We start from the raw sequence: 22,654 nt of genomic DNA on the forward strand, positions 1-22,654 counted from the left end.
CCACCAAGAGGTTCGTTATGCCCGAATCGTCCGGCTACTTCCACACGGTGCAGCCCGGTGATACGGAAATTCCTGCACTCATACTCCTGCATGGAAGTGGACAGGACGAGACTACGCTGGCTGGCTTTGGCCAGACGATTTTGCCCGCTGCAACCCGGATTGCGCTACGCGGCACCCTGCCGTGGGAGGGTGGATTTGCCTTTTTTCGCCGACATGCCGACAGAACGCTCGATCTGCTTGATCTGTCAGACCGCGCGGCCACATTGTGCGGGTTCATTCGCTACGCCACCAAACACTATGATCTGCGCAAGCCACCTATTCTGGCGGGTTATTCGAACGGCGCAATCATCGCCGCCGCCGCAATCTGTCAGGACAAGACGCTGACATCAGGGGCTATTCTCCTGAGGCCACTTTCTCCGTCGCCCGGCGATGTATTTCCGCCGCTTGATCACTATCCCGTCCTTATCATTGCAGGAGAACACGATAAACGCCGCGACCCGCAGGACGCGCCATTCATCGCCCGGCAATTCCGGGATGCAAGTGCTGGTGTAACATATCATTCCATTCCAGCCGGGCACGGCTGGAGTAATGCCGACCAGACAATCGCCAGAGCCTGGCTGGAAGACGGGCGGCATAAGCCGCCCCGGACCAGGTATTAACGCGCCTTCAGAAAATCACCGAGTTCCAGCAGCACGAATTCATTATCGTCGGCCTTGTCGACAGCGCGACCAGCCGAGAACGGCAGGTTGTTGTCATTTCCGACGATGATATGGCTGGCATCGACCACGTCCACATTCTCGATGGTGACAAACGGCATGTCGTAAAAACCATCACCACCACCCTGGCGCTTCTTGTTATCAGGGTCGGCAATGTTGAGAAGGTCGATATAGCCGATCTTGCGCACGGCGGAGCCGACATTCTGATCGGTCATTTCAATCTTGTAGATGCGTTTGACCTTGGATGGTACATCGAAGCAATCGGGCTTCGGCGCCTTCGGATCGGCACAGGCCTTGGCTGAAGTGCCCGCACCATTGTCGCGTTCGATCACGAGGGCTGTCGTCTCGTCGATCATATTGAAATCACCGATCGCCTCGCCGCCCTGTGCCAGCGGATAGAGCCAACTGCGGCCGGTCCAGTTCTTCGATGCAACATCGAATTCGATGACACGCAGCGCTGGCTGGCCATCGACCTTTTCCACCACGCCGTCGTCGCCGAACAGCGGTCCTTCGAGCAGGCCGTAAAGTTTCTTGCCATCCTTGGATTGCGCGAGACCTTCGAACCCACCGGAACGCTTGAGATTGAAGGCCGGGTTTTTCAGCGTCGGGTTGGCCGGGAGCGTAATGGCCGGATTGTCGGGCGAACGAACGGCGCGGTCGCCAACTTTGGTGGCGATGACATCAGTCACCTTGCCATCGCGCGTCACCTTGACGAGATAGGGGCCGAACTCTTCGCCGATCCAGAAACCGTCGGCAACCGGCTGGATTGATTCCACATCGAGATCGCTGCCAGTGAGGTAGCGTGTGTCGCTGCCTTCCATGATGATCGGGAAAGGGATTTTCTTGTCCGGATCGCGCAGGAACACGGTTTCCTTGCGCTCGACCGTGCCCTTGTCCCAGTCGAAGGCGATGTGATGCAGCATCAACATGGCATCGGGTGAGTTCAGCTTGCTGCCGAAACCATTGTCGGACAGCGACCAGTACGTGCCGTCGCCAACGGCCTTGATACCGGAAAAACCCTGTACCGGCTGGCCATCGAACGGCAGGCTAAGACCGGTCAGCCGGACACCATCCTTGCCGGGAACAGTGCCCAGGCCCTCGGCGCGCTTGCGGTCGGCGGTGGTGAATTTGCCGGATGTTTTCAGGTGCTCGGGCACATTTTCAGGGGCCTTGATGATGGTGTTGGCTGGTAGAATGGCGTGAGAGACGAGTTTCGCCTTGAATTCCTGATCGGCGGCAAAGGCCGAGGCCGGTACGAGAAAAGTGGCGCAAAGCAGAGCGGCAAGTATGGGTCGCATGGGTCACCGGAGGTTCGAGTTCGTGGATCGAGCCCGCAGCAATAGGTGCCATGCATCTCTGCCGTTTGACTGTTCCATGAAGTTTTGATGACGCTACCGGATTGGTCAGGTGGTGATTTCGGTTCGCAAGCCGCGGAATGCCTCTTCCAGATAATCACCCAGCGGCCGTCGCCCCTGCTCGATGCTCCACGTTTCTGCCGCAAGCCGCAATGCCCCGACACCAACCATGGCCACCAACCGCAGGCTTGCGCGCCTCTCCGGATCCGGCCAGCGCGCGCTCAGAGCCTCAAACAGCATCTGTTCCTTGCGCGCATAATTGGCTTGCTTGCGGGCACATAAAGCCTCGGTCGAGCGTAACAGGCCGTCGATGGCGATAGCCTGTTTGGTTTCGTAACTGGCTATGACCTTGAGAAAGGCGTTGCGGACCGCATCAAGCGGCGCTTCATCCAGTGGCTCGTCTGCAATGGCGGCCCGAAATGCCTCATCGGCGCTGCTTTCAAACGCATTGACGACCTCTTCCTTGGAACTGAAATAATGGAAAAACGTCCGGCGCGAAATATCCGCCGCCGCCGCAATGGCATCCAGCGTCGTGGCTTCGAATCCATTCTTCAGGAAAAGGCGCAATCCCGCCTCGGCAATCCGCTGGCGTGTTTCCCGCCGCTTGCGCGCCCGCAATCCTTCTTCCGTTCCAGGGGTGTCTGTCATGTCTGTCTCCGGCGCATCTTATGGCAAATAATTGCCCTACTTGCAAATTTGCACTGAGTGCATATTTAATGCCTACGATCATCAACGCGAGTACGCATCATGGCAGACTGGACTTTTTCGGATATTCCTTCACAGCGCGGCCGCTCCGCCATTGTCACCGGCACCGGCGGCCTTGGCTATGAAACAGCACTGGCACTCGCCCGGGCAGGCGGCGAGATCATTCTTGCCGGACGCAACGGCAAGAAGGGCGCCGCATCGGTGGCGCAGATCAAGGCCGCTGTTCCCGGTGCGGACATTCGTTTTGAGGAACTCGACCTTGCCAGTCTCGTATCGGTGCGCTCTTTCGGCGATCGCATGCGGCAGCAGCGGCAAAGCCTTGATTTGCTCATCAACAACGCGGGTGTGATGACACCACCAACCCGGCAGGTGACCAGCGATGGCTTTGAGCTGCAGTTCGGCACGAATTATCTCGGCCATTTCGCCCTCACGGCGCATCTGCTGCCACTGCTCGTTAAAGGCGACGGGCCGCGCGTGGTCAATCTGAGCAGCCTGGCCCATCGCAGTGGCAAAATTCACTTTGATGACCTGCAATGGCAGAAGACCTACAAGCCGTGGCCGGCCTACAGTCAGTCGAAACTGGCGATGCTGATGTTTGCCTTCGAGCTGCAGCGTCGCAGCGATGCCGCCGGCTGGGGCCTGATGAGCAATGCGGCGCATCCCGGCTATGCCCGTACCGAACTCATCGCCAATGGACCCGGCGCGAACGGGCTTCTGTCGAGGATCGGCATGCTGCTCCAGCCTCTTGCCAGCCATTCCGCCGCCGACGGCTCGCTACCGACGCTGTTTGCCGCCACTTCTCCCGCTGCAACGGGCAGTGGCTACTACGGCCCGAACTGGTTCTACGAATTGAAGGGATCGCCGGAACCAGCCAAGGTCATGCCACAGGCAAAAGATACCGCCGCGGCTGCAAGATTGTGGGAGGTATCAGAGCGTTTGACGGGGGTTGGGTTTGATACTGTCGAGTGAGACGTATCAAAGCCGTTGCAGAACCAGTGTGCGTGGTTCGTGGTTCGACAGGCTCACCATGATGGAGAGCGGTGCTGCAAAGCCAATCTGAACCGTTGCGGGATTCAGAAATTTTGCAGAATATAACTCCCTGCAATCCTCACTCTCCCTCATGGTGAGCCTGTCGAACCACGCACACTGGTTCTGCAATCCAACTTAGCAGTATCTTACTTTCCACCTGAACTCAGGAGATCAGTATTGACCGATACTCTCATCCGCAAAGCCACTCAAGCTGACCTCCCCGCGATCATAGCCATGCTTGCCGATGATCCATTGGGCAGCCAGCGCGAAGTCGTCTCCGATCCCGTCGATGCGCGTTATCTCTCCGCTTTTGCCGCCATCGACAGCGATCCGAACCAGCTTCTGGTTGTAGCAGCAGAAGGAGAGCAGGTTGTCGGTTGCGCCCAGATCACCTTCATTCCGGGACTGTCGCGCACCGGCATGTGGCGCGGCCAGATCGAAAGCGTGCGGATTGCCGAAACGCACCGGCGCGGTGGCCTGGGCCGCCGCATGTTTGAATGGGCCATCGATGCCTGCCGCGAACGCCGCTGCGGACTGGTACAACTGACTACCGACAAGACCCGGCCCGATGCGGCCCGTTTCTATGAGGCGCTGGGTTTTGTGGCCAGCCATGAGGGCATGAAGCTGGCCCTGTGAACGAACCTAATGGCTGACCTCGATCAGATCGGGTTCCGGTGGCTGCGTCTTCACCCCAACGTGCTTCGCCCACATCGCCGTCAGGATCGGGACGATGATGGCGGTCACCAGACAGGCGGTGGCGACGAGCACTGTCGCTGCGGGCACAATAGGCTTGAAGCGGGGAATCATTTCGCCGATCAGAAACGGGTTCGCCACGGCAGCACCGGCGGTGCTTGAAGCTGCCAGGCCGGCAATACCGTTGCCGCGTCCGATGACAACGTCGGCAATCATCAGGGGAATGCCTGTGACCACGACAACAAATCCGCTCAATAGCAGACCAGCCACACCCGCAGTCAGGATGACGTGCAGATCAAGGCTGTTGCCGAGGGAGAAGCCAAAGAACGGAATGAGCGGACCCGTGCAGCGGCCGAAAAACGTGCGCAGCTCCGGATCAAGATTGCCGAGCAGGAAACCGGCCAGAAACGGCAGAACCGCCCCGACAAACAGGTGCGGCTCAAACACTGCAACACCGGTTGCACCGAGAATCAGCATGCTCATCAGCGGGCCGGATTCGACCGACATCAGCACATAGGCCGCAGACTCTTCCTTGGAGCCGTATTGCTGCATCAGCGCCGCGTAGAGACCGGCATTGGTCATGTCCATGGATGTCGTCAATGCCAGCACGGATAGGCCTGCCAGCAGACCGGTGGTGATGCCGCCCTCCGGAATGAACCGCATGGCGATGAGCGTCACGAGCCATGCCACAAGCATCTTGGTGACGAGCAACGTACCGGATTTGCGCAGGACAGTCCCCGTTGCCCGCAGATCGATTGTTGCCCCCATACAGAAAAACCAGACCGCGAGGATTGGGACCGTGCCGGTGATCATGCCGTTGGTGAAAGACCCGAAATAAGCGCCCGCACCGGGCGCAAATGTCTTGCATAGCGCTCCCAGCAACAGGGGAATCAACATCAATCCACCTGGTACGCGCTCAACAGCCCGCTTGATTTGCATAGTTTCCTCCATCCTCATTTCATCACGCCTCCCCGTCTGCCATGATCAGAATTTGCTCTGAAGCAGCTTCGCCATACCGGAATCATCGGGGATCATGCATGCTGGTCTACGCCGGTATGCTTTTTCCGACGAAACAAATTGTGGTGAATGCCCCTGATATCGCGTGGTCTGGCAAATGGACTTTCTGGCAAATCTATTCCGGGCGAACTCCCTTCATGACAGGGACAGGGGCGGCCCGGTGTAACGGGCACGCGGACGGATGAGCTGGTTCATCGATTGCTGTTCCAGAATATGCGCGATCCAGCCGACGGAACGAGCGATGGCGAAGAGCACGAGAGGCGCGGACGAGGGCAAACCAAAGGCATCGGTCATGGCCGCAAGAGCGAAATCAACATTGGGTTGTTCTCCGGTCAGCATTTCCGTTACCTCGCGAATCTCGCGATAGACATCGCCCGGTTTGAACTGTGTGAGCAGTGCGACGGCCCGCTGATCTCCATTGGGATAGAGCTGATGCCCAAAGGCAGGAATGGCCCTGCCCTGCGCCAATAATTCGCGTACGGCAAAACCGGGGCTGGTGGCCTGTGCGGTTCGAACCAGCGCCTGGACACTGAGATAGGCTTCGCCATGTAGCGGACCCGTCAATGTGGCAAGCCCGGCGAGCATGCTTGCCGAAAGCGGAGCCCCGGTCGAAGCGGCCACCCGCGCCGCAAAGGTTGATGCATTGAGTTCGTGATCCGCAAGCAGAATCATCGCACGGCGGATGCAATCTTCCGCGTCGGGTGCATTCCAGACCCACGCCAGCCGGGCATGGACATGGAGACCGGCGGCATTGTCAGCGCCAAGCATCGCCGAAACGACTTCACCAAAAATGTCCGACGCTTCGACCACGAGCACGGCACGCGAACGGCCATAGGCTGGCAGATCCATCGCTGCACGACGGGCAAGGGTGATCATTGCCGCCTCCAGCGGACGGTCCGGCATGGGCACAGGATGGGCTGAAGCTGGTACCGGGACCTCCCCCGTCTCCCACAACAGCGCGGCAACCTGTTCGAGCGTCGATGTAGCCGCCAGTACCGCCGCGTCCTTGCCGCGATACCACAAACGCCCGTCGGCAATGGTCGAGATGCTCGATGGCAAGACTGGATCGCCCCAGCCGATCGCCTCCGCAGCCACGCTGGCGACAGTCCGCCGACCAGCCTTTCGTCCGGCCAGACGTTTGACATCCTCGCTTTTATAAAGGCTGCGGCGCGGGTCCTGCGGGTCAGGTTTTGCCTGAATTCGCCCCCGGCTGACATTGGCGTAGAGGGTTTGCGGCTGAACGCCAAGGGCCGCCAAAGCCTGAGATGCAGTCAACCACGCCATCGGATCTCACATTGATTATTTACGTCAAGATTGACGTCAATCATAGCGCACATCATTTTATTCCCGAAACGAAAACTGGAGATTGCCATGAAAAACGGTCTTGACGATGTTATCGCCACGGAAACCACACTCTCGGATGTTGACGGTCTTGGGGGCATATTGATCATTCGCGGCCGGTCGCTGGACGAACTGGCCGGCGTTGTGACCTATGAGGAATTGCTGGCACTGCTGCTGTCGGATGCCTTCGACGAAAAGCTTGATGCGAATAGCCTGCGCATGCAGATCGGCCTTGCCCGGCAGGAAGTATTCCGCACCCTGCCTGAGGCCGATGCCCCGTTGCTTAAACTACCGGTCACCGATGCGGTGCGTGCTCTGACTGCCCAGTTTGCTGATGGCGATGAGCTTGCCACAGCCCTGCGCCTGATCGCAGCACCCGCAGTGTTCACACCGGCTGTCATCCGATTGAAGAAGGGTCAGGCACCCGTGGCGCCTGACACCTCGCTCGACCATGCCGCCGACATATTGCACATGCTGCACGGCCGGACGATCACGCCACAGGAAGCGGCTGCACTTGATACGTACCTTGTCACGGTCAGCGACCACGGCATGAATGCCTCGACATTTGCAGCGCGCGTGGTGGCATCCACCCATGCGGGACTGGTTTCCTCCGTGCTTGCCGCGTTGGGTGCGCTCAAGGGCCCGCTGCACGGCGGCGCGCCGGGACCGGTTCTCGACATGCTCGACGCCGTAGGCGCACCGGATAATGCCGAGACCTGGCTGGAAAAGGCTCTTGATGACGGCGAGCGCCTGATGGGCTTTGGCCATCGCATTTACCGGGTGCGCGATCCCCGTGCCGATGCATTGATGCAGGCGTTGCGGCGGCTGGCCGGGACAGGCAATCATGGTGCAGGCCGATTCAAGCTCGCCGAGAGCGTCGAAGCTGCAGCACTACGCATCCTCGCCCGGCGCAAGCCGGACCGTCCGCTCAAGACGAATGTCGAGTTCTACACGGCGCTGCTTTTGGAAACACTCGGCTTTCCCAGAGACAGCTTTACCAGCGTCTTTGCCATGGGACGGGTTGGCGGCTGGATCGCCCATGCGCGCGAGCAAACCCAGCATGGCCGGTTGATCCGCCCGCAATCCCGCTATGTCGGCCCGCGTCCGATCAAGGCGGCATGAGCTTTTTCAAAACCCGGTGATGGCGAATACTGTCAGAAATGGCGGCCCGCCATCACATGTTCGTGTGAAAATTGGAAAGCCCAGTAAATACTGGTGATTCCACCAGTAATGCTCAACCTTGGATAGTATTTTTACTCCCTCATAGGGCGTTTTGGTGATATTCTGCACATGGACTCAAGTGCACCGTCTTCGGACCTTCAAAAGGAGCAACTGGGATCATGACACAGCTTCTCAATCGCCTATCTCTCGCACTCGCCATCACACTCTCCACCACTCCCTATGCGATGGCCGGACCACTGAACTCAATGGATGATGTTGGCAAGGCACTTCAGGCGTGCTGGACGGCACCATCGGGTTCGCAAAAATCAACCGTAACCCTTCGCTTCAGTTTCAAGCGCGATGGTTCCCTGATCGGCCCGCCGCGAACGACGGCAATCGATTTTGAGGGCAATGATGCTGCGGCACGCAAATCATTCGTCGACGCTGCCATCTCTGCCGTCAAGGACTGCACTCCGCTATCATTATCGCCGGAGCTCGCACAGGGCATTGGCGGCCAGGTGTTCACCATGCAGTTCGCCTCGCCGGATGCTTGTGGCGGCGATTGCAACCGGGAAGCGAGCGTGCGACCAAACTGACTGGCCGGTCTTTCGGGAGCCTGTACGGAAGTCAATTCCTGCAAGAATGGCCTTTGTTTGCCGCCATTTACTTTCAATCCAGCCGGAACCATCGATAACCCTGCGAGTTAGGTTGCAGTGGTTGGCGTTTGGATCGAGCCAGTTTGCGGGTTGATCCTTTTCTCTTCCCGAGAATGCCGCCCTGACAGGAGTTATCCATGAACAGATTATTGTCCGCCGTTTGCGCCGGAATGTTTGGCGCAACACTCAGCCTCATGGCCATCGCGCCCTCCGTTGCCATGCCCGTGGCTCCAACCGCCGCTAAGGCCAACACTGCAATCGAGCAAGTTCAATACCAGAACGATGAGTACCGCCCGCGTCACAAGGAACGCCGTTCTGACCGCTGGGATCGTCGCGACCGCCGAGATCATGGACGTGTCTATATGAACCGCCGCGATCGCGATCACGGCTGGCGGGCATCACGCGATGATCGCCGCGTCTATCGCAGGCACCATAATGGTCATCGGTATCCGATGGGTGCGCCTCGCGCCGAGATCATCATAGGCAACTAGGGTCCAGTGTCCTGACCCGCGTCAATAATGCAAAAAGGCGGCTCCATGAGCCGCCTTTTCTGATTTCATACGCTGAACGGGTACTATTGTGGAAGAAGTTCCACGCGACGGTTCTTAGCCCGCCCATCCTCGTCAGCATTCGAGGCAACAGGTGCTTGTAAACCCACTCCGCTGGCCTTCAGACGGCCCTGCGCAATGCCATAGGTCTTGACCAGATCGGCGACAACGGAAGCCGCCCGTGCCTTGGATAACTGCATGTTGAAGTCGAAGCCGCCGACATTGTCCGTGTGGCCGATCACGTAGACCTTCTGACCCGGCTGTTCCTTGAGGAACTTTGCGATTTCGTCCAGCGCCGAGCGGGATTCCGGCTTGATTGATGCCTTGTTAAAGTCGAACTGGATGCCATAGAGCACCACTTTGCCTGAAGTATCGAGGCCCTTGTTGATTTCAGCAGCGGAGACGAGAACCATCTGCTCAGTCAGCTTGCCAACCTGGAGGGAGTCAAGGCGCACGTAAACCTGCCCCTTCACTGCGTCGAATTCCGGCACATAGCCGCCCTCGAACTCGATGACGTAAAGCGCGATGTACGTTTTGACCCCACCCTCTTCCTTCACCGCAGCGACGTAGCGCGCCTCGTCAGGACTATACCCGAACAACTGGCCGCCGGGGCCTTTTTCTCCGAAGACCTGCTCAAGGTTACGCGTCTCTTCCTGCTTAGCCTGGAACAACACGCTGTAGCCCGCAGACTGTAAATCGCTCACGTAATTGCGGAATACTTCGGCCGAAGAGGGGCCAGCCGGTACAGAATAGACATTCTGCGTGAGGCGGCCTTCCAGCGCTTCCTTGCTGGCAAAGTCTGACTTGGCTGAATCTTCTTCGTCTTTGACCCATTTGCCGGTTGGCAGCGTGTACTCGGCAAAGTTGCGCCCGTCGCACAGCATGATCGAGGAACCCTCAAACCGCTTGATACCGGGGAAATCCTTGCAACCTGCCTTGTCGGCCGCATGAGCAAAGGACGCGGCGAATATGGATGCAGCCACAGCAGTCACAAAGACCCTGAAAAGGTGGAAAAAGTCGGCTTTTGTCATGATATTTCTCTCAAAGAGTGATGAACCAAGCATCATCGAGCGAGAAATCTGACAGCAAGGCGTTCACACCTGCCTTGCATCCCTCGTCCGATGACGGGGATTTAGCAGAAGCCAGAGTGCCGCCACACCTGTCATATGACAGGTGTGGCGCGAACGGCGAGGCGCCATCTGGCCGCCGTTCGCGTGATCTGCAGGTCAGGACTTGGGAGCGGGCTTCTCCGCATGGCCGCCAAACTCGCTGCGCATGGCCGAAAGCACTTTGTTGGCAAAGTCGGCATTGCCGCGCGAACTGAAACGCTCCTGCAGTGCGGCGCTGAGAACGGGCGTCGGCACCGCTTCGTCAATGGCAGCGATCGCCGTCCAGCGTCCTTCGCCTGAATCCGAAACACGGCCCTGGAAATTCGACAGAGTCGGATCGTCCTGCAGGGCATCGGCCGTCAAATCCAGCAGCCAGGAACTGATCACGCTGCCGCGGCGCCAGACTTCGGCGATATCAGGCAGGTTGAAACTGTACTGATAATGCTCCGGATGCAGCAGCGGCGTGGTTTCCGCATCAACCTCGTGCGTGCGTAGACCGATATCAGCGTTGCGCAGAATGTTCAGCCCTTCCGCATAGGCTGCCATCAAACCATACTCGATACCGTTATGGACCATCTTCACGAAGTGGCCTGCACCATTCGCGCCGCAATGCAGATAGCCCAGTTCCGACGTGCTCTTGCCAGCTACGGCGACAGGTTGTGCGTTGACGTCATTGCCGCCGGGCGCCAACGAAGCAAAGATCGGTGACAGATGTTCGACGACAGGCTTTTCGCCACCGATCATCAGGCAGTAACCGCGCTCCAGCCCGAACACGCCGCCACTGGTGCCAACATCGACATAGTGCAAGCCCTTGGCCTTCAACTCGCCGGCCCGCCGGATATCATCGTGATAATAGGAATTGCCGCCATCGATGATGATATCACCCTCATCCAGCAGCGGCACCAGCTGGGCAATGACCTTGTCAACGACGGCAGCGGGTAGCATCAGCCAGACCGCACGCGGCTTGGTCAGCAGCGCGACAAACTCTTTCAGCACAACGGTGCCCGTCGCGCCCTGTTTCTGCAATTCCACCATGCTCTCGGCGCGGGTATCGTTCACGACAAGGGCGTGACCGCGCTTCATCAAACGCTCCGCCATATTGGCGCCCATGCGCCCCAACCCAATCATGCCAAGCTGCATTTCATTCTCCTTGGAGTGTTTGCAATCCATCGGGGAACCTTTCGGCTCCACATCAGGTGCAAGTTAGGCAGAGCGGACGGCCGACACAAGCGAGCGATGCGTCATAAGCACGTGATTGCATCGGACAGCACGTGCGCGAATAGCGGCAAAGCGCGCGAAATCTTTGATAAAGCATCAGAAAATCGTAAAATCGCCGATAAAATCCTGTATAGGTCTGCAAGATGAAATAATACCTCAACCCGATGAAGGAGGGCCGATGATATCCGGATGGATCAGATTGATAGTCGCTTGGGCAACAGTGGGTGCCTTTCTCGTTTTCGGATATGGCTGGATGGCCGATCTGAGTTCGGTGATGAAAGCTTCGTTTCTGTTTGTCTGGTTGTTCGGCGTCATTATCTGGTCGGCCTTCGGGGTCGTGCATGAGGCGGAGGAACTGGCGGAACTGCTGGGCGAACCGCTCGGAACCCTTATTCTGACGCTTTCCATCGTCATCATTGAAGTGGTGCTGATCAGCGCCGTCATGCTGAGTTCAGACGCACCGACGCTTGGCCGCGACACAATGTTTGCGGTACTCATGATCGTTCTGAACGGCGTGGTTGGCCTTGGCCTGCTTATCGGCGGGCTGCGTTACGGCCAGCAGGGTTATAATCTGCAGGGCGCAGCGTCCTATCTCATTGTCATCATTCCGCTGACGGTCATCCCCCTGATCCTGCCAAACTTCACGGTCTCGACGAGCAATGGCTCGCTGACCGTGGTGCAGTCGGTGTTTTTCTCGATTTTCACCATCGCGCTCTATGTGATTTTCCTCGTGCTGCAGACCGGGCGGCACCGTGACTTCTTCGTCTATCCCAAGGGCGACGAAGTGCCGCTGGAGGTCTTGCCTGAAGCAGAAACGCCCAAAGCCAAGCCCGCCGGTGCCATAAGCCGCCACACGCTGCTGCTCGTTCTGAATATCCTGCCGATCGTGCTGTTGTCGAAGAGCCTTGCTTCACTGCTCGATCACGGCATCGCCAGTTTCGGCGCTCCGACTGCGCTGGGCGGTTTGCTCATTGCCGCCATCGTCTTCACGCCCGAGGCCATCACCGCGCTGCGCGCCGTTTCGGGCAATGAACTGCAGCGCGCGGTCAATTTGTGCCTCGGGGCAGCCACCTCGACTGTCGGCCTGACCGTGCCTGCCGTGCTTGCCATCAGCCTGTTCACCGGTCAGACCGCCATCCTCGGCCTGTCGCCCACCGAAATGACGCTGCTCGCGGTTACCCTCATCCTGAGCACGCTGACCTTTTCCGGCCTGCGCACGACAATTCTCGAGGGCGCGGTGCATCTGATGATCTTCTTCGTTTATCTCGTCCTGATCTTCAGCCCTTGATCTGAGATTACGGGGTCTTTATCGGCGCGAGATCAAGGTGTTCGGCGATAAAATCGACGAACACCCGCAATTTGGGTGAGAGATAACGGCTCGACGGCCAAAGCACGCGAAATGTGCCGGAAAACGGGATAAAATCCTCGAGAACACTGACCAGCCTTCCAGATTCCAGTTCGCCCGGTATGGTGAAATCCGGCAGGCAGGCAATGCCCAATCCCTCCTTGGCCATGTGGATCTGCGGTGCAGATGTGTTGCAGATAATCGTCGCAGGCAGGTCGAGTTCCAGATCCTTGCCATCGCGAGACAGCGGCCAGGGTTGCAGCTTCCCGGTCGTGGGATACCGATAAAACAGGCATTGATGGTTCGTGAGGTCCTCCGGAATCTGCGGTGTGCCCATACGCTTGAAATATTCCGGTGATCCGACAAGGCGTTTGCGGAATGAACCGAGCACCCGTGTCATCAACCGGGAATCATTTGGCTCGCCGGTGCGCAGGACCGCGTCAAAGCCATCTTCGATCACGTCGACCAGCCGGTCCGAGCAGTCAATATCCAGCTCGATATCAGGGTAGGCACGCATGAAAGCGGAAAGCACAGGCATCATCAGCTTGTCCGCAATCGGCATGCTGACACGCAGCTTGCCGCGAGGTGCCTCGTGCGCCTGTGACAGTTCGAGCTCGGCCGCCTCGATCTCGCAGAAAATCCGGCGGCAGCGCTCGAGGAAGAGTGATCCCTCGGGTGTCAGCGTGATACTGCGGGTGCTCCGGTGAAAGAGCCGGGCGCCAAGCCGTTCCTCCAGCCGCGCGATGGACTTGCCGACGGCCGAGGGCGAGACGCCAAGATGTCGCCCGGCAGCTACAAAACTGCGATATTCCGCCGCCTGAATGAAGGCATTCCACGAGCCAAGATTGTCCATCTGCAGCACTCTTTTCATTGCCGACAAAAATGTCCTTTGTGAAAGGAACTATAGCCCGTTTTTCCATTTTGCGAAGATGCCTAGGTTCGGTTTTCCATCGCAGATGAAGACCTCTGCCTCGCAAGCAAAATAGTCCTTCGATCTGCCAGTCCCTTAATCGCAACACAGGCAAAGACATGACATCGATAACAACATCGCTGGATGAGGCTTCTCCCGCCTCTTCCGGCCGATTGCCGCTCAGCGGGCTGCTCGCCCTTGCTGCGGCCGGATTCATCACGGTTCTCACAGAAGTCCTGCCCGCGGGATTATTGCCCCAGATGGGCGCAAGTTTCGCGGTGCCGGAATCATTGGTGGGCCAGCTCGTCACCATCTACGCCCTCGGCTCGCTGGTTGCCGCTATCCCGCTGACTGCGGCCACGCGCGGATGGCGCCGCAAACCGCTCCTGCTCAGCGCCATCGGCGGATTTGCCATCGTCAATACGATCACGGCGGTTTCGACCAGCTATACCCTCACACTCGGCGCACGGTTTTTCGCGGGTGTCTTCGCCGGATTGCTGTGGGCCCTCGTGGCGGGATATGCCGGGCGCATGGTTCCCAGCCATATGAAGGGCAAGGCCATAGCCGTCGCCATGCTCGGTACGCCTCTTGCACTGTCCCTCGGCGTTCCCGCCGGGACATTCCTCGGGGCATTCGTAGGCTGGCAATATACGTTTGGTATCATGAGCGGCCTGACGGTGCTGCTCGTGGGCTGGACAATCTGGAAACTGCCCGATTTTCCCGGACAGGAAGCAGGCAGGCAATTGCCGATTTCAGGCGTCTTCGCCATCCCGGGCGTCAAAGCCGTGCTGTTCGTCACGCTGACCTATGTTGTGGCGCATAATGTGCTCTATACCTACATCGCACCGTTTCTGGTTCCCGCCGGGCTCGCTGGAAGCATCGACAAAGTGCTTTTCGTGTTCGGTCTGTCTGCCATTCTCGGCACATGGATGATCGGTATGATGATCGACCGCTGGTTGCGGGAACTGACGCTGATCTGCATCGCGGCCTTTGCCGTGGCAGCCGTATTCCTTGCTGTCTGGTCCGCCAACAGCACGATGGTTTATCTCAGCTTCGCCATCTGGGGCATCACCTATGGCGGGGTGCCTACCCTGTTCCAGACGGCATCGGCCAAAACCGCCGGCGATGCGGCAGATGTGGCGCAATCCATGATGGTGACAGTCTGGAATATCGGTATTGCCGGTGGAGGCATCATCGGCGGCTTCCTGCTGGAAACAACCGGCGTCAGCGCGTTCTCATGGGTTTTGCTGGCAATGCTTGCGCTCGCCTTCATCGCCGCCGTCAGAGCAAGGAGCCACGGTTTTCCGGTTGTCGCTGCGGGGCAATGAACAATTGATATCCCTCTCCGTCATGGGTCCTCGGGTCAAGCCCGAGGATGACGGATAGGGATGGACTAGACCCCGGAGTGCACCGGCTGGGCAGAGACAGTCACATCCTGCAGGCGCACGAAACGGAAGCCCTTTTGCTGCAAAGTCAGGATACCCTTGGCAACACCGGCACCGGCAACCCGGCTCGGCTGATTGATATGGGCAATGATCACGTCGCCGTCCTTGGCTGCGGATATGCGCTTTTCCACCTGTCCGGCCATCAGCGAAGCACCCATGTCAGCATTCAGCGAGTAACCGGCCACGCGGTAGCCCATGTCATGGATAATACGAATACCGTTGTCGCTGTAACGGGCGGTGGCATCGCGGTACCAGACCGGCTTGGCGACGGCTGATGCCAGCATGGCATCGACGCCGCCTTGAATCTCGGTGCGGATAGCCGCCTCGGAGCCGGCCGTCTTCAGCCCGAACATAGTCGGCTGGTTATCGATGGCCGGGATATGATTGAGGCCGTGATTTTCCAGTTCAAACAGATCAGGATGCGCCCTCATGACAGCGAGCGCCTCCGCGTTGCGGCGCATCCAGCGGGCCGTGACGAAGATTGTCGCCGGGATATGGTTCTCGACCAACGTATTGAGAATGCGCGGGTCCGTCTGGCCCGAACAGGCATCGAGGGTCAGCGCCACTTGCGGCGATACGGCACCGCCCTTGGCAATATACAGTTTGGGTTCCACGAAAGAGGCGCGATTCCCGGCCGTTGCGATCCCCGCAGGCATGACAAGCAGAAGGGCAGCGATGATTGCAGAAGCTGAACGCACGATGTTTCACCGGTTTTGAGAATTCCGCGCAGATACGCGCGCAGATCACGTCCAAAATGCGGCATGCCTCCCGCAAACAGAAGCAGCAACGCTACTTTTGTTTCGCGGAAGCCTGTGCGGCGGCAAGACGCGCGATCGGCACACGGAAAGGCGAGCAGGAGACATAGTCGAGCCCAGTCTCTTCGCAGAAGTGGATCGAGGCTGGATCACCGCCGTGTTCGCCGCAGATGCCAAGCTTGATATCCGGACGGGTCGCCCTGCCCTTTTCCACCGCAATACGCACCAGTTCGCCGACACCATCCACGTCAATGGAGACGAAGGGGTCCTGTTCGATAATGCCCTTCATCTGATAGGTCATCAGATAAGAGGCCGCATCGTCACGCGAGATGCCGAAGGTCGTTTGCGTCAAGTCATTGGTGCCAAAGGAGAAGAACTCGGCAACCTCGGCAATGGAGTGGGCACGCACCGCGGCGCGTGGCAGCTCGATCATCGTGCCGACGAGGTAATTGATCTTGATATCGGCTTCCTTCATTACATCGGCAGCAACCGCATCGATGCGGGCCTTGACGAAATCGAGCTCGGCGCGAAGACCAACCAGCGGCACCATGATCTCAGGTTCGATCGGCGCACCGGTAGCTTTGGCAGCCTGCAATGCCGCTTCGAAAATGGCCCGCGCCTGCATTTCGGCGATTTCCGGGTAGGAAATCGCAAGGCGGCAACCGCGATGCCCGAGCATCGGATTGAATTCATGCAGACTGTCCGTGCGTTCGCGTAGCTTGTCCGGACTGATTTTCATGACAGCGGCAACGTCTGCGATCTCTTCCTCGGTCTTGGGAAGGAATTCATGCAGCGGCGGATCGAGCAGCCGGATCGTTACCGGTAGGCCATTCATGATTTCGAAAAGCTCTTTGAAATCATCGCGCTGCATCGGCAAAAGTTTGTCAAGCGCCGCACGGCGGCCCTTTTCATTGTCGGCAAGGATCATTTCGCGCATGGCGAGGATGCGCTCACCGTCAAAGAACATGTGCTCGGTGCGGCAAAGGCCAATGCCTTCTGCACCAAAGGAGCGTGCCATGCGCGCATCCGCCGGAGTATCGGCGTTGGCGCGCACCTTCATGCGGCGTGTCTTGTCCGCCCATTCCATGATTTTGGCGAAATCCCCGGAGAATTCCGGTTGAAGCATGGGAACGGCACCCTTGAGCACCTGGCCGATACCGCCATCAATGGTGATGATATCGCCCTTTTTCAGGAGTACCCCAGCCGCCAGCAGGGTTTCATTACGGTAATCGACACGCAGCGAACCGGCACCGGATACACAGGGCTTGCCCATGCCACGTGCCACAACCGCCGCGTGGCTGGTCATGCCGCCGCGAGTCGTCAGGATGGCCTCGGCCGCGTGCATGCCGTGAATATCTTCCGGGCTGGTTTCGATGCGCACGAGGATAGCCTTGCGGCCTTCCGACTTCAGCTGTTCCGCGTCTTCCGACGAGAAAACGATCTCGCCCGTGGCGGCGCCCGGCGATGCCGGAAGCCCGCTGCCGATGACGTTGCGCTTGGCCGACGGATCGATTGTCGGATGCAGCAGCTGATCGAGTGAGGCCGGATCAATGCGGAGGACGGCTTCTTCCCGCGTGATCAGCCCTTCATTTGCCATTTCGACGGCGATCTTCAGGGCGGCCTTGGCGGTCCGCTTGCCGGATCGCGTCTGCAGCATCCACAGCTTGCCGTCCTCGATGGTGAATTCGAGATCCTGCATGTCGGTATAGTGCTTCTCGAGACGGTCCGACACGGCGCAGAATTCGGCAAAGGCGGCCGGCATCAGTTTTTCCAGCGACGGCTTGTCGGAACCGGCAGCGATACGCGCGTCTTCCGTGATGTTCTGCGGCGTCCGGATGCCCGCAACCACATCTTCGCCCTGCGCATTGACGAGAAACTCGCCGTAGAGCTTCTTTTCGCCGGTCGAAGGGTTGCGTGTGAAGGCGACACCCGTTGCCGAGCGTTCGCCCATATTGCCGAAAACCATGGCCTGAATATTGACGGCGGTGCCCCAGCTTTCCGGGATATTGTGCAAGCGGCGATAGGTGATAGCCCGCGCATTCATCCAGCTGGAGAACACCGCGCCGATCGCGCCCCAAAGCTGCTTTTCCGGATCCTGCGGGAACGGTTCTTCCAGCTCTTCCTCAATCTTGGCCTTGTAGAGGGCAATGATGCCTTTCCAGTCTTCGGCGGAGAGCGCTGTATCGATCTCGACGCCAAGATTGGCCTTGGTATCCTCAAGGATTTCCTCGAAGACCGCATGGTCGAGCCCCATGACCACATCAGAATACATCTGGATGAAACGGCGGTAGCTGTCATAGGCAAAGCGCGGATCGCCGGACTCGCGCGCGATGGCTTCCACCGTCTCGTCATTCAGACCAAGATTGAGCACCGTATCCATCATGCCGGGCATGGACGCCCGGGACCCGGAACGCACGGACACCAGCAGCGGCTTGGACTGGTCACCAAAATCGCGGCCCGTTACCGCAGCGATATGGCCGAGCGCTTTCTTGACATCAGCTTGGAGCGTATCGGGATAGTGGCGGCCATTGTCATAAAACCAGCTGCATACCTCGGACGTGATGGTAAATCCGGGTGGAACCGGCAGACCAAGCGCGCACATCTCGGCCAGATTGGCGCCTTTGCCACCCAGAAGATTGCGATCGCTGGCAGACCCTTCAGCCTTGCCGTCACCGAATGTGTAGACCCACTTCACCATTGCAGCCTCCCATGCCGCCGTCCATGCCGCCGTCCATGCGCTACAAAGCGCTGGAGAAGGTCTATTCGATAGACCCGTGAAGCACCATCAAAAAATGCTGCATTGCACCATTCAAATCGATTAGCAGGGTAAATCCGCGTTAATCTTTGAAATCCTTCGTCATTTCAAGCTTGAAGCACTGCATGGCGGGTTGAGTGTTCGTGGTTCGTGGTTCGACAAGCTCACCATGAGGGAGAGTGAGGCTCACCATGCGGGAGAGTGGTGCTGCAAGGCTAATTGGAGACATTGCAGAATGCTAATGGGCAACATTGCAGAATATAGGGGCCTGCAATCCTCAATCTCCCTCGTGAAGAGCTTCCCTCTCCCTCATGGTGAGCTTGTCGAACCACGAACTATGGCAACCCCTGACACCATACCGAGGATATGATCCTAGCTTGCCTCGCGCAGCTGCTCGGCAGTCTGGAGATCGACCGATACCAGCTGGCTGACTCCCTGCTCGGCCATGGTGACACCAAACAGGCGGTTCATGCGGGCCATGGTGATCGGATTATGCGTGATGACAACAAAACGCGTTTCGGTGGATGCCGCCATCTCGTCCATCAGATTGCAGAAGCGTTCGACATTGTGATCATCGAGCGGTGCATCCACCTCGTCCAGAACGCAGATCGGGGCCGGGTTGGTCAGGAACACCGCAAAGATCAGCGCCATGGCAGTCAATGCCTGTTCACCGCCGGACAAAAGCGTCATGGTCTGCGGCTTCTTGCCGGGCGGACGGGCGAGGATTTCAAGACCGGCTTCCAGCGGATCTTCCGATTCAATCAATTGCAATTCAGCCGTGCCGCCACCAAACAGGTGCGTGAACAGGCGCTGGAACTGGGTATTCACCACCTCGAACGCGGCAAGCAACCGTTCGCGGCCCTCGCGGTTGAGGCTTTGGATCGCCTGCCGCAGCTTCTTGACCGCTTCGATAATGTCTTCACGCTCGCTGACAATCGCCTCAAGCCGCGATGACAATTCTTCCTGCTCTTCCTCGGCCCGAAGGTTGACTGCACCCAGTCGCTCGCGCTCGATCTTGAGCCTTTCCAGATTGCGGTCTGTCGCGTCGACATCCGGCAGCAGGTCATTGGGGCCCAGACCGGTCAGCTTCATCGCTTCATGCGGTGCACAGTTCAAGGCTTCGGTAATGCGGGTTTCGGCTTCATGGCGGCGTTCCTGCGCCGCCGCAAGGCGCTCTTCAGACCGTGCCCTGCCCTCACGCGCAGTGGCCAATGCCTGAATGGCATCGGTGGCGGCGCGGTCAAGCTCCTGTTGACGCGCCTCTGCGACGGCCAGACGGTCACCGGCGTCCTTGCGCAGAGCCTCGGCTTGCGAGAGTTGCGACAACAGAGCCCGGTTGCGCTCAGCAATTTCATCCGGCGCATCGACCAGATCGGCAAATTCCTCTTCCGCTTCCTGCCGCCGCACGGTCAGGGATTCAATCTGGCGGTCGGCATTCAGAGCACGGTCGCTCCAGCTCTTGTGTTCAAAACCAATCGATTCAAGCCGCCGCATGCGGTTTTCAGCTTCGCGGCGTAACCCCTCGTGCGCAGCACGTGCCTCGGCAAGGGCCGCCCGGTCGGTCATGACTTCCGTGGTCAGATGGGTGAGCCGGATATTGACTTCTTCCAGATCCGGCGCCCGTTCCAGCCGGTCTTGGGCTTCAAGCAGCTGCTCCTGCGTTTCCTCAAGCGTTTCGGCCAAACGCGCCTTGCCCTCGTCCAAGGCGGCGCGGCGGCTGGAAAGCTGCCCGGCAGCCCGTTCGGCTGATGCAAGCGCCTCACGCGCATCGCTGACGGCGCGCTGCATGGCACGCCAGTGATCACGGGCCATCCGCTCGTTGTCGACCGACTGCCGCACCGCGGCTTCTGCGCCCGCGATGGCGGCCTCGGCCTCGCGCAGGTGCTTTGTCGCGTCGACAACTTCGATATCAAGTTCGGCAAGGCGGTTTTTCTGCGCCAGACGCTGGGCTGCCGGGGTCGGGGCATCGGCACTCGCCGTATAGCCATCCCAGCGCCAGAGCGCACCGGAACGGCTGACCAGCCGCTGTCCCGGCTTCAAAGATGCCTGAATTCGCACGCCGTCCGCCTCATCGACAATGCCGATCTGGGCAAGACGACGAGCCAATTGACGCGGCGCCTTGACGACGCTGGCAAGGGACTTCAGTCCGGACGGCAAAGCGGGATCATCGCCGGTGCTGTCAATATCGCCCCAGAAAACCGGAGCGCTGCGATCCAGCGGCGCATCGAGATCTTCACCGAGCGCGGCACCAAGCGCGACTTCAAACCCCTTTTCTACCTTTACCGCTTCGACAACGGCGGGAAACAGATCCGAACCGCCGACGTTGATCATCTTGGCCAAAGTGCGGGCTTCAGTCTCGATCCGGTTGAGATTGCTGCGGGCGTCCTGCACCGGCTGGCGCAACTGCGCTTCCATACGGCGCGCGGCCTCAACGGCGGCTTCGGCCGCCAGAGCACGCTCCTCGGCCTGTTCGAGCGTCGCTTCGGCTGCTTCAACCAGCGCCTGTTTCTCGATGGGATCGGCAAGAGCCCCAATTTGCACTGTGATGGCGGAGAGGTCGCGTTCCACCTCGCCCATCTGACGGACGAGACGATCACGGCGCTCGGTGCTTTCACGCAGGTTGCGTTCAACCTGCGCCCGTTCGGCCGTGGCCTCGGCGCGTTCTGCGGTTACCTTGGCAAGAGCCGCTTCACTTTCCAGAAGCTTCGCATCGGCACGTTCAAAATCAGCGCGGGTTTCCAGTTCGTGTTCACCCGCATTGGCGTTGTCCTGATTGAGGCCGCGCTCTTCCGCATCGAGACGCGCCAGAATATCGGCATTGTCGCGCACCATCTGCTCTTCGCGGGCGATATCGGCGGTGAGCTGGACCAGACGCTTTTCCAGCTCCGACTGGCGGGCGCGGATGCGCTGGGCCTCTTCCTCGATCTGCGAGCGGGCAATAGTCAGGCGTTGCAGGGCTGCGGCAGCCTTGGCTTCTGCTTCACGCAGATCAGGCAGTTTATGTGCGCCGATTGCCTGCTCCTTGGCAGCATTCATCTGGACCTGGGCGAAATCACCGACCCCCGACGTTGCGGCGGACAGGGCGGATTGCGCCTCTGCTTCTTGTTTTTTGGCTACGGCCCACTTCAGATGTAACAGAATCGCTTCTGAACGGCGAATATCCGCCGACAGGCTCTTGAAGCGGTTGGCCTGACGCGATTGCCGTTTCAGGCTCTCGATCTGGGTTTCGAGTTCGCCAACGACATCTTCCAGCCGCTCCAGATTCTGTTCGGCTGCTCTGAGGCGCAGTTCCGCTTCATGGCGGCGGGTGTGCAGACCGGATATGCCAGCGGCTTCTTCCAGAAGCGCCCGGCGGGCCTGCGGCTTGGCCTGAATAAGTTCGCCAATGCGGCCCTGACCCACCATCGATGGCGATCGGGCACCGGTCGACTGATCGGCAAACAGAAGCTGTACATCCTTGGCACGGGCATCCTTGCCATTGATACGGTAGACTGATCCCGCTTCCCGCTCGATGCGGCGCGATACCTGCAATTCATCGGCATCATTGAAGCTTGCCGGAGCGCTGCGGTCATGATTGTCGAGAAAAAGCGTCACTTCAGCGGTATTGCGCGACGGGCGCGTGCCGGAGCCCGAGAAAATGACGTCATCCATGCCGGACGCACGCATATTCTTGTAGGAGTTCTCGCCCATGACCCAGCGAAGGGCTTCAACGAGATTGGACTTGCCGCAGCCATTGGGACCGACAACGCCGGTCAATCCGCCTTCAATGACGAATTCGGCAGGCTCGACAAAAGATTTGAAACCGAGGAGACGGAGTTTCGTGAAGCGCATCAGAGGCCCTTCCCGCAAAACACCGCAAGGGCGGACGCGACAAAGCGTCCGCCGGACAGGCAGCT

18 protein-coding genes are annotated in these 22,654 nt (G+C 59.0%); 8 read left to right on the forward strand and 10 right to left on the reverse strand.

What is annotated here, in order from left to right:
- The first annotated feature begins 17 nt into the window (after positions 1–17).
- Positions 18–659, forward strand: a complete 642-nt coding sequence (locus FHW16_RS02560) for an alpha/beta hydrolase (protein WP_182547596.1) — start codon at positions 18–20, stop codon at positions 657–659.
- Here FHW16_RS02560 and FHW16_RS02565 read toward each other — a convergent pair.
- Positions 656–2,014: an esterase-like activity of phytase family protein gene (locus tag FHW16_RS02565; RefSeq protein WP_182547597.1), complete on the reverse strand. Its 1,359-nt coding sequence runs from the start codon at positions 2,012–2,014 to the stop codon at positions 656–658. The genes FHW16_RS02560 and FHW16_RS02565 overlap by 4 nt on opposite strands.
- 105 nt (positions 2,015–2,119) lie before the next feature.
- Entirely contained in the window at positions 2,120–2,719 is a 600-nt protein-coding gene (locus FHW16_RS02570) for a TetR/AcrR family transcriptional regulator (RefSeq protein WP_182547598.1), read from the reverse strand.
- Positions 2,720–2,818: 99 nt separating this feature from the next.
- On the opposite strand from FHW16_RS02570, the gene FHW16_RS02575 reads away from it, so the two are divergent.
- Together FHW16_RS02575 and FHW16_RS02580 are read left to right on the forward strand one after the other, a co-directional pair.
- Entirely contained in the window at positions 2,819–3,745 is a 927-nt protein-coding gene (locus FHW16_RS02575) for an SDR family oxidoreductase (protein WP_182547599.1), read from the forward strand.
- A gap of 294 nt (positions 3,746–4,039) precedes the next feature.
- Complete coding sequence (locus tag FHW16_RS02580) at positions 4,040–4,441, forward strand: GNAT family N-acetyltransferase (protein WP_182548882.1); 402 nt, start codon at positions 4,040–4,042, stop codon at positions 4,439–4,441.
- 6 nt (positions 4,442–4,447) lie between these two features.
- Here FHW16_RS02580 and kdgT read toward each other — a convergent pair whose 3' ends face one another.
- Together kdgT and FHW16_RS02590 are read right to left on the reverse strand one after the other, a co-directional pair.
- Complete coding sequence (kdgT, locus tag FHW16_RS02585) at positions 4,448–5,437, reverse strand: 2-keto-3-deoxygluconate transporter (RefSeq protein WP_182547600.1); 990 nt, start codon at positions 5,435–5,437, stop codon at positions 4,448–4,450.
- A gap of 213 nt (positions 5,438–5,650) precedes the next feature.
- On the reverse strand, positions 5,651–6,799 hold the full coding sequence (locus tag FHW16_RS02590) for a citrate/2-methylcitrate synthase (protein WP_182547601.1): 1,149 nt from the start codon (positions 6,797–6,799) through the stop codon (positions 5,651–5,653).
- An 87-nt stretch (positions 6,800–6,886) separates the two neighbouring features.
- Between FHW16_RS02590 and FHW16_RS02595 the strand changes: the two genes are divergently transcribed.
- The 3 genes from FHW16_RS02595 to FHW16_RS02605 all read left to right on the forward strand — a co-directional run bounded on the left by FHW16_RS02595 (position 6,887) and on the right by FHW16_RS02605 (position 9,164).
- Entirely contained in the window at positions 6,887–7,978 is a 1,092-nt protein-coding gene (locus tag FHW16_RS02595) for a citrate synthase/methylcitrate synthase (RefSeq protein WP_182547602.1), read from the forward strand.
- Between the two features lie 284 nt (positions 7,979–8,262).
- Complete coding sequence (locus FHW16_RS02600; RefSeq protein ID WP_182548883.1) at positions 8,263–8,613, forward strand: hypothetical protein; 351 nt, start codon at positions 8,263–8,265, stop codon at positions 8,611–8,613.
- A 197-nt stretch (positions 8,614–8,810) separates the two neighbouring features.
- The gene (locus FHW16_RS02605; protein WP_182547603.1) at positions 8,811–9,164 is read left to right on the forward strand and encodes a hypothetical protein; all 354 of its coding nucleotides are present in this window, start codon (positions 8,811–8,813) and stop codon (positions 9,162–9,164) included.
- An 83-nt stretch (positions 9,165–9,247) separates the two neighbouring features.
- On the opposite strand, the gene FHW16_RS02610 is transcribed toward FHW16_RS02605, so the two are convergent.
- Together FHW16_RS02610 and gnd are read right to left on the reverse strand one after the other, a co-directional pair.
- Positions 9,248–10,252, reverse strand: coding sequence for an OmpA family protein (locus FHW16_RS02610; RefSeq protein ID WP_182547604.1), 1,005 nt, complete (start codon positions 10,250–10,252; stop codon positions 9,248–9,250).
- Between the two features lie 195 nt (positions 10,253–10,447).
- Positions 10,448–11,470, reverse strand: a complete 1,023-nt coding sequence (gene gnd / locus FHW16_RS02615; RefSeq protein WP_182547605.1) for a phosphogluconate dehydrogenase (NAD(+)-dependent, decarboxylating) — start codon at positions 11,468–11,470, stop codon at positions 10,448–10,450.
- Between the two features lie 256 nt (positions 11,471–11,726).
- Between gnd and FHW16_RS02620 the strand changes: the two genes are divergently transcribed.
- Complete coding sequence (locus FHW16_RS02620) at positions 11,727–12,836, forward strand: calcium:proton antiporter (protein WP_210278005.1); 1,110 nt, start codon at positions 11,727–11,729, stop codon at positions 12,834–12,836.
- 7 nt (positions 12,837–12,843) lie between these two features.
- Here the strand turns inward: FHW16_RS02620 and FHW16_RS02625 are convergent, their stop codons facing one another.
- Positions 12,844–13,764, reverse strand: a complete 921-nt coding sequence (locus FHW16_RS02625) for a LysR family transcriptional regulator (RefSeq protein WP_348643840.1) — start codon at positions 13,762–13,764, stop codon at positions 12,844–12,846.
- Positions 13,765–13,922: 158 nt separating this feature from the next.
- Between FHW16_RS02625 and FHW16_RS02630 the strand changes: the two genes are divergently transcribed.
- Complete coding sequence (locus FHW16_RS02630) at positions 13,923–15,131, forward strand: MFS transporter (RefSeq protein WP_182547606.1); 1,209 nt, start codon at positions 13,923–13,925, stop codon at positions 15,129–15,131.
- A gap of 65 nt (positions 15,132–15,196) precedes the next feature.
- On the opposite strand, the gene FHW16_RS02635 is transcribed toward FHW16_RS02630, so the two are convergent.
- The 3 genes from FHW16_RS02635 to smc all read right to left on the reverse strand — a co-directional run bounded on the left by FHW16_RS02635 (position 15,197) and on the right by smc (position 22,589).
- The gene (locus tag FHW16_RS02635) at positions 15,197–15,949 is read right to left on the reverse strand and encodes a polysaccharide deacetylase family protein (protein WP_182548886.1); all 753 of its coding nucleotides are present in this window, start codon (positions 15,947–15,949) and stop codon (positions 15,197–15,199) included.
- 88 nt (positions 15,950–16,037) lie between these two features.
- Entirely contained in the window at positions 16,038–18,701 is a 2,664-nt protein-coding gene (gene ppdK / locus FHW16_RS02640; RefSeq protein ID WP_182547607.1) for a pyruvate, phosphate dikinase, read from the reverse strand.
- A gap of 429 nt (positions 18,702–19,130) precedes the next feature.
- The gene (smc, locus tag FHW16_RS02645; protein ID WP_182547608.1) at positions 19,131–22,589 is read right to left on the reverse strand and encodes a chromosome segregation protein SMC; all 3,459 of its coding nucleotides are present in this window, start codon (positions 22,587–22,589) and stop codon (positions 19,131–19,133) included.
- Between the last annotated feature and the right edge of the window lie 65 nt (positions 22,590–22,654).

This window comes from Phyllobacterium myrsinacearum (assembly GCF_014138285.1).
GTDB classification, from domain to species: domain Bacteria; phylum Pseudomonadota; class Alphaproteobacteria; order Rhizobiales; family Rhizobiaceae; genus Phyllobacterium; species Phyllobacterium myrsinacearum_A.

Coding starts and splice junctions, on each gene's coding strand:
- smc (WP_182547608.1), bottom strand. CDS start 22,589: ATGCGCTTCACGAAACTCCGTCTCCTCGGTTTCAAATCTTTTGTCGAG.
- FHW16_RS02560 (WP_182547596.1), top strand. CDS start 18: ATGCCCGAATCGTCCGGCTACTTCCACACGGTGCAGCCCGGTGATACG.
- FHW16_RS02595 (WP_182547602.1), top strand. CDS start 6,887: ATGAAAAACGGTCTTGACGATGTTATCGCCACGGAAACCACACTCTCG.
- FHW16_RS02610 (WP_182547604.1), bottom strand. CDS start 10,252: ATGACAAAAGCCGACTTTTTCCACCTTTTCAGGGTCTTTGTGACTGCT.
- FHW16_RS02605 (WP_182547603.1), top strand. CDS start 8,811: ATGAACAGATTATTGTCCGCCGTTTGCGCCGGAATGTTTGGCGCAACA.
- ppdK (WP_182547607.1), bottom strand. CDS start 18,701: ATGGTGAAGTGGGTCTACACATTCGGTGACGGCAAGGCTGAAGGGTCT.
- FHW16_RS02600 (WP_182548883.1), top strand. CDS start 8,263: ATGGCCGGACCACTGAACTCAATGGATGATGTTGGCAAGGCACTTCAG.
- FHW16_RS02625 (WP_348643840.1), bottom strand. CDS start 13,764: ATGAAAAGAGTGCTGCAGATGGACAATCTTGGCTCGTGGAATGCCTTC.
- FHW16_RS02620 (WP_210278005.1), top strand. CDS start 11,727: ATGATATCCGGATGGATCAGATTGATAGTCGCTTGGGCAACAGTGGGT.
- FHW16_RS02565 (WP_182547597.1), bottom strand. CDS start 2,014: ATGCGACCCATACTTGCCGCTCTGCTTTGCGCCACTTTTCTCGTACCG.
- FHW16_RS02630 (WP_182547606.1), top strand. CDS start 13,923: ATGACATCGATAACAACATCGCTGGATGAGGCTTCTCCCGCCTCTTCC.
- gnd (WP_182547605.1), bottom strand. CDS start 11,470: ATGCAGCTTGGCATGATTGGGTTGGGGCGCATGGGCGCCAATATGGCG.
- FHW16_RS02570 (WP_182547598.1), bottom strand. CDS start 2,719: ATGACAGACACCCCTGGAACGGAAGAAGGATTGCGGGCGCGCAAGCGG.
- FHW16_RS02580 (WP_182548882.1), top strand. CDS start 4,040: ATGCTTGCCGATGATCCATTGGGCAGCCAGCGCGAAGTCGTCTCCGAT.
- kdgT (WP_182547600.1), bottom strand. CDS start 5,437: ATGCAAATCAAGCGGGCTGTTGAGCGCGTACCAGGTGGATTGATGTTG.
- FHW16_RS02575 (WP_182547599.1), top strand. CDS start 2,819: ATGGCAGACTGGACTTTTTCGGATATTCCTTCACAGCGCGGCCGCTCC.
- FHW16_RS02590 (WP_182547601.1), bottom strand. CDS start 6,799: ATGGCGTGGTTGACTGCATCTCAGGCTTTGGCGGCCCTTGGCGTTCAG.